The organism is Spiroplasma sp. hyd1 (assembly GCF_016082235.1).
Taxonomy (GTDB): domain Bacteria; phylum Bacillota_I; class Bacilli_A; order Mycoplasmatales; family Mycoplasmataceae; genus Spiroplasma; species Spiroplasma poulsonii.
Window position 1 is genome coordinate 37,472 of the sequence record NZ_JXYY01000004.1, and the last position, 6,000, is coordinate 43,471.

Consider the following 6,000-nt stretch of genomic DNA (forward strand, 5'->3'; position numbering starts at 1 on the left):
CTTTTTTACAAATATTTGCAATTTTTTAACAAGTAATGCAAGAAGTCTATTAAATNANTTNTTTNNAANATNATTANANNANNNNGACATATTAATGTTTTCAGTAATTTTATCGTAAATTTCAAATAATAAATTTAGCTCATTAAAAAGTATATCTTCATTTATTTCATCAAATGACAGTCATTTATATACAAATGAAGAATATAAATATGAATTACCCCTAGAAGATTTATTTGGATTTGAAGGAATTAATAATTTTTCTGGATTTGGGGGTAACATATTATTATATTTAAAATTAAATTCTTTTTCTAACTTTTCTTTGAATTTTTGATTATATTCAATTAATGTTTTAAAAATAATACTTTTTTTCTTCACTAATTTTTTACTATTAATCATATTTGCGGCACGACCACAAATACAAATAAAAATACCATTAAGTTCTGGAGTAAAAATTAATGCAATTGCAAAACAATTAGAATCTGAAAATCATTTTGCTGAAGCTTTATCTTTTTTAATGCCTATTCAAGGAGTTTTAGCTAAACGACCACTTCCTTGGGAATACTTAGCACTATATTCACTTAAATCTAGATCAAAATCAATTAAAATATTATCCTTTATTTCTTTCATTAATGAAAAAACTTTCTTCAATTTTTTTGATTATCTGATGAATAATCTTCTATTTTCGTATAATACTCTACCCCTCATGTAGTTTTAAGTAAACCACCTATTTCAATAAATTTATCCACAGTGTATACTCCTTTACTTGTAAATATATTAACATTGTCAAACAAAAAGGCACATAATGGTGCCTTATACAATTTAATTTGCTAATTAAAATAACTATTTTTTTAAATGTAAAACATGTTTTTTTAAATTATAGAATGTTTTAATTCCATCATATTCAGCAACAGGTCCTAATTCATCTTCAATTGCTAATAAACGATTATATTTTGCAATACGGTCACTTCGTGACATACTTCCCGTTTTAATTTGTCCAGCATTTAAAGCTACTGCTAAATCAGCAATTGTTGAATCTTCTGTTTCTCCCGAACGGTGTGAAACAACTGCTGTTCATCCAGCTTTTTGGGCCAATTGAATTGTATCAATCGTTTCAGTAACTGTTCCAATTTGGTTTAATTTAATTAAAACTGAGTTAGCAGCTTCATTAGCAATTCCTTCCGCTGTAATTTTTGGATTTGTAACAAATAAATCATCTCCTACAATTTGGATTTTGTGTCCCATTGTTTTAACTTGTAATTCAAATCCAGCTCAGTCCGCTTCTGTTAAACCATCTTCAACGGAAATAATTGGATATGTGTCAACTAATTTATCAATATATTTAATTAATTCTTCTGTTGTCATTGCATATTCTTTACCAGTTACTTTTTCAATTTTCTTAAAGTGGTATTTTTTATCTTCAAAATACAATTCTGATGAAGCACAATCCATTGCAATCATAACTCCATCTTCGCCTGGTTTATATCCGGCTGCTTTAATTGCATCAACAATTAAGTCTAAGGCAACTTCAGCTGGTGTTCTTGCTTGGAATGATGCTAATGATTGATCTTTATAAGCTCAATTAAAGTGTGGTGCAAAGCCCCCTTCATCGCCAACCGCAGTAATGTCTCCTTTATCATGTAAGATTTTTTTTAACGTATGGAAAATTTCTGATGATCATCGTAGCGCTTCTTTAAAACTTGGTGCTCCAACAGGCATAATCATAAATTCTTGGAAATCAATTGCACTATCAGCATGTTCTCCACCATTAATAATGTTTAACATTGGTACTGGTAGTTTTTTAGCATTAACTCCGCCTAGATATTTATATAATGGTAGTTCTAATTCACAAGCAGCTGCTTTAGCAACCGCCATTGAAACTCCTAACATAGCGTTAGCCCCTAAATTCTTTTTAAAATCTGTTCCATCTAAAGTAATCATGGCTTTATCAATTGCAACTTGATCAGTTGCTTCCATACCAACAAGTTCTTCAGCAATTTTTGTATTCACATTATTAACAGCTTTTAAGACACCTTTCCCCTGGTAACGTCCTTTATCACCATCTCTTAATTCTAGTGCTTCACGGCTTCCTGTTGAAGCTCCTGATGGCACCATCGCTGAACCATATCCACCAAATTCTGTTCAAACTTCAACTTGAACCGTTGGATTACCTCGTGAATCAATTACTTCACGAGCATAAATTTTCTCAATTTTTGACATAATTTTGTACTCTCCTTCTAAGTCTATGAGATTATTATATTATTTGTTCTAGCAATAGTAAATAAATTACAATGAAAATTCAAGAAAAAACATCATTTTTCCTTGTTTTTTGATGGCAAAGATAAAATTATTTGCTATGATAATACTAATATATCATTAATTTTGGAACAGGACGGAAAAAAGATGGAAGGAAAAAAACCAACAATTGTCTCAGGAATTACTGCCACTGGACAATTAACATTAGGAAATTATATTGGCGCAATTAAAAATTTTATTGAATTACAAAAAGATAATAATTTAATTATTTTTGTTGCAAATTTACATGCAATTACAATTCCCATTGGAAAAGAAGAATTACGAAGCAATATTAAAAATATGATTGCGTTATATTATGCTTGTGGTTTAGATCCTAACAAAGCAATTATTTATGTTCAATCAGATGTCTTAGAATTAACCCAATTAAGCCATATTTTATTATGTAACACCACTGTTGGAGAATTATCACGAATGACACAATTTAAAGATAAATCAATTAAAATGAAAGCGGAAAATGGAACTGAATTTATTCCAACCGGACTATTAACTTATCCAACCTTAATGGCTGCTGATATTTTATTATATGATGCTGACCTAGTTCCAGTTGGGAAAGATCAAAAACAACATATTGAATTAACACGAAACATTGCAGAACGAATGAATAATCGTTACCAACAAGAACTTTTTAAACTTCCTAATGATTTTATTCCCCCTGTTGGTGGTAAAATTATGGATTTACAAAATCCAACTAAAAAAATGAGTAAATCCTCAAATGATCCAAAATCTTTTATTGAATTATTAGATGCCCCAGACATTATTCGTAAAAAAATTCGTTCCGCAATAACTGATTCTGACGGGAAAATTGCTTATAATCCTGAACAAAAACCAGGGGTAAGTAATCTTTTAACAATTTATGCTGTTTTAAAAAACATCACAATTGAAACTGCTGTTAAAACATTAAATAATTATGATTATGGTCAGTTAAAAGAAGAAGTAGCATCAACAATTATTGCAACCTTAGAACCAATTCAAATAAAATATCATCAACTAATTAAAGATGATACCATTGACCAATTAATTGATGCTGGCGCAGAAAAAGCTCGCTATCTTGCCAATAAAAAATTAACAAAAATTAAAAATACCGTTGGTTTAAATTATAAAAGAAAATAACACATAACAATTATTCTTAACGAATTTCATATTTTAACTGGTTCAATTGTCAACGATAATTGTTTTTTTGATCACTAACATTAAAGTTAAATTCACCTTGCTTACCAATTTGCTTAGTATCTAAATTATTAAACTGAAAATTAAGTTTATCAGTTAAATAAGCAGTTAAAGCCGAAATATTTTTAATTGTTTTAATATTACTAATTTTGAAATTATTAGAGTCAGTGTAAACAGCTGTTAACCATCTTGTAATAATTGCTTCGTCAGTCATATTTTGTGAAAAAATAAAACTTGGATTCGTTTGGATATAATTAATTAAATAACTTAATAAATCTTTATTAATTTCATAATTTCAAAAAACATTACTATTTAAATTAATTGTTAAATAATAAATTTTTGTTGTTAAATGTTCGCCATCAATCGTAATTTCTTGCATTGTTGTTTCACCCTTTGTATAACTATATGCAGTAGTATTTCTAATCAAGGAAAATAATTGAAAATCACGATACAATTGTTCTAGTGGTGGTAACTTTGATGGCATTGCAACAAGATATGTTTTAAATAAAATGTTTTGTTTTGGTAATTCAAAAGCTGAAACTGCTTCTGAATTATTAAAGTCATAATTAATGATTGGTGCCAAAGTGTGGGCTTCTTTTTCCTTATTAAAGGTTGTAAAAATTAAATCATCATTATCATGTTTTACTCAGTAATCACCTTCATCGTTAAATGCTTGCAAAGTAAACTGCGACAAAAACTGACTAATATCAGCTTCCATATCAGTATTTCGCGTTGGAACATAATGTCTTTCTTGTTGATTACAACTAATTACTGTTGTGACAGGTGTTACAATCATTGTTATTGTTCCTAGGATACCTATTATTTTTTTCATCATATCATTCCTTTTGTTAAGCTATATTGTAAATTATAACAAAAAAAAGATTTTTAAAATTATTAACTAATAATTTTAAAAATCAACATAATTTGGATCTGGTCCTAATTTTTCTTGTGGTAATGCAAACAATGTTGCCATATCTGCTTCATCTAACATAAAATCATCTAATTGAGTGTTAGCAATCAAACGTTCTTTATGCGTTGATTTTGGAATAACAACAATGTTTTGTTGTACTGCTCATTTTAAGCAAACTTGAGCTGGACTTTTTTGATGTTTTTCCGCAATTTTTAAAATGGTTGGATTTGTTACACATTTTCCTTGCATTAGTGTTGCTCATGATTCAACAATAATGCCATTTTGTTGGCAAAATTCAACAACAGCAGTGTTATTTAAGCCAGGATGTAATTCAATTTGGTTAACCATTGGTTTAACTTCACTAATTGTCATCAATTCTTGTAAATGACTAACTTCAAAATTGCTAACGCCAATTGCTCGAATTTTTTTTGCTTTATAAGCAGTTTCTAATGCTCGAAAACATTCATTCCGATCAACAGTTGGTCAATGGATTAAACACAAATCTAAATAATCAATATCCAATCTTTGCAAAATATTATCAACTTCTTGTAAAGCAGCATCATATTTATGATTAGCATTTCAAATTTTACTTGTAATAAAAATTTCATTACGGGGAACCCCACTATCTTTTATTGCTTTTCCAATAATTGTTTCATTCCCATAATATTGTGCTGTATCAATATGACGATAACCATTTTGCAATGCTGTTAAAACAGTTTGATAAGTTTCGGTTTCATCAGTTAATTTATAAGTTCCTAGGTCAATTAACGGGATTTCAACTCCATTTAAAAGTTTTAATTTTGTCTCAATTAATTTCATTTTTATTTTTCCTCTTTTCCTAGACCTTTAGTTATATTGTAAATGTTATTTAAAAAAATAACAATCTAAATAACAATCTAAATTATTCAAACATTTCAAGAAGACTATTAAACATCACAAGAATTATTAAAATATCAATTATGATTTTAAACACTACATTAAAAATTTAAACGAAAAAACAGGATTACTAATAAAATAATCCTGTTTTTGAAATTTAATTATATAGTCTAATATTATTCCCAAGTTGTATTTTGCTTTCTAAACTAGCATAAGAAGCTCTTCAATCTAACAAATGAAATAAAATTAATTGAAAGTAATAATTACCCTTATATCAATAAAAATTTATTCCAAATTTTTGTTTTGACCCCATTCAGGCAGAATAGTAATAGGTATCAATTTCTTGAATTGTATTAGACGTTGTTTTATCAATTTCTTGAATTGGCGTTCCACCATTAATATTACTATTGTTTGTAATAATATTTTCTAATAAATTATCTTTTGTCTTTAGTAAACTATTAAAAGTATAATTTATTTTTGGAATGGTATATTTATATCTTACTTTATCTTCGTTTTCATAAGGATAACCATACTTTGTTTTTCCTCAATATGTTCCTGCATGGGAATCAACATCATTAAATTCAATATATTTATAATTTAATGGGTTTATTTTCCCAAGGTTAAAGGTAAAGATATCAAATGAATTAATATTGTTACTAGCCGTAAAAGATATGGTAACATTTTCTTTTCTATTAGACTTCTTGCATTACTTGTTAAAAAATTGCAAATATTTG

The 6,000-nt window shown here is 27.8% G+C and carries 4 protein-coding genes; 1 reads left to right on the plus strand and 3 read right to left on the minus strand.

All coding sequences use genetic code 4. From position 1 onward, the window contains the following. Positions 1–840 precede the first annotated feature (840 nt). Positions 841–2,217, minus strand: a complete 1,377-nt coding sequence (gene eno, locus TS70_RS01195; protein ID WP_198049167.1) for a phosphopyruvate hydratase — start codon at positions 2,215–2,217, stop codon at positions 841–843. A 183-nt stretch (positions 2,218–2,400) separates the two neighbouring features. On the opposite strand from eno, the gene trpS reads away from it, so the two are divergent. Continuing rightward, positions 2,401–3,423 (plus strand): tryptophan--tRNA ligase, encoded by a 1,023-nt coding sequence (trpS, locus tag TS70_RS01200; RefSeq protein ID WP_198049168.1) that lies wholly within the window; start codon positions 2,401–2,403, stop codon positions 3,421–3,423. Positions 3,424–3,439: 16 nt separating this feature from the next. Here the strand turns inward: trpS and TS70_RS01205 are convergent, their stop codons facing one another. Together TS70_RS01205 and TS70_RS01210 are read right to left on the minus strand one after the other, a co-directional pair. Further along, on the minus strand, positions 3,440–4,315 hold the full coding sequence (locus TS70_RS01205; RefSeq protein WP_198049169.1) for a lipoprotein: 876 nt from the start codon (positions 4,313–4,315) through the stop codon (positions 3,440–3,442). Positions 4,316–4,387: 72 nt separating this feature from the next. Further along, positions 4,388–5,209: an aldo/keto reductase gene (locus TS70_RS01210; RefSeq protein ID WP_198049170.1), complete on the minus strand. Its 822-nt coding sequence runs from the start codon at positions 5,207–5,209 to the stop codon at positions 4,388–4,390. Positions 5,210–6,000 lie beyond the last annotated feature (791 nt).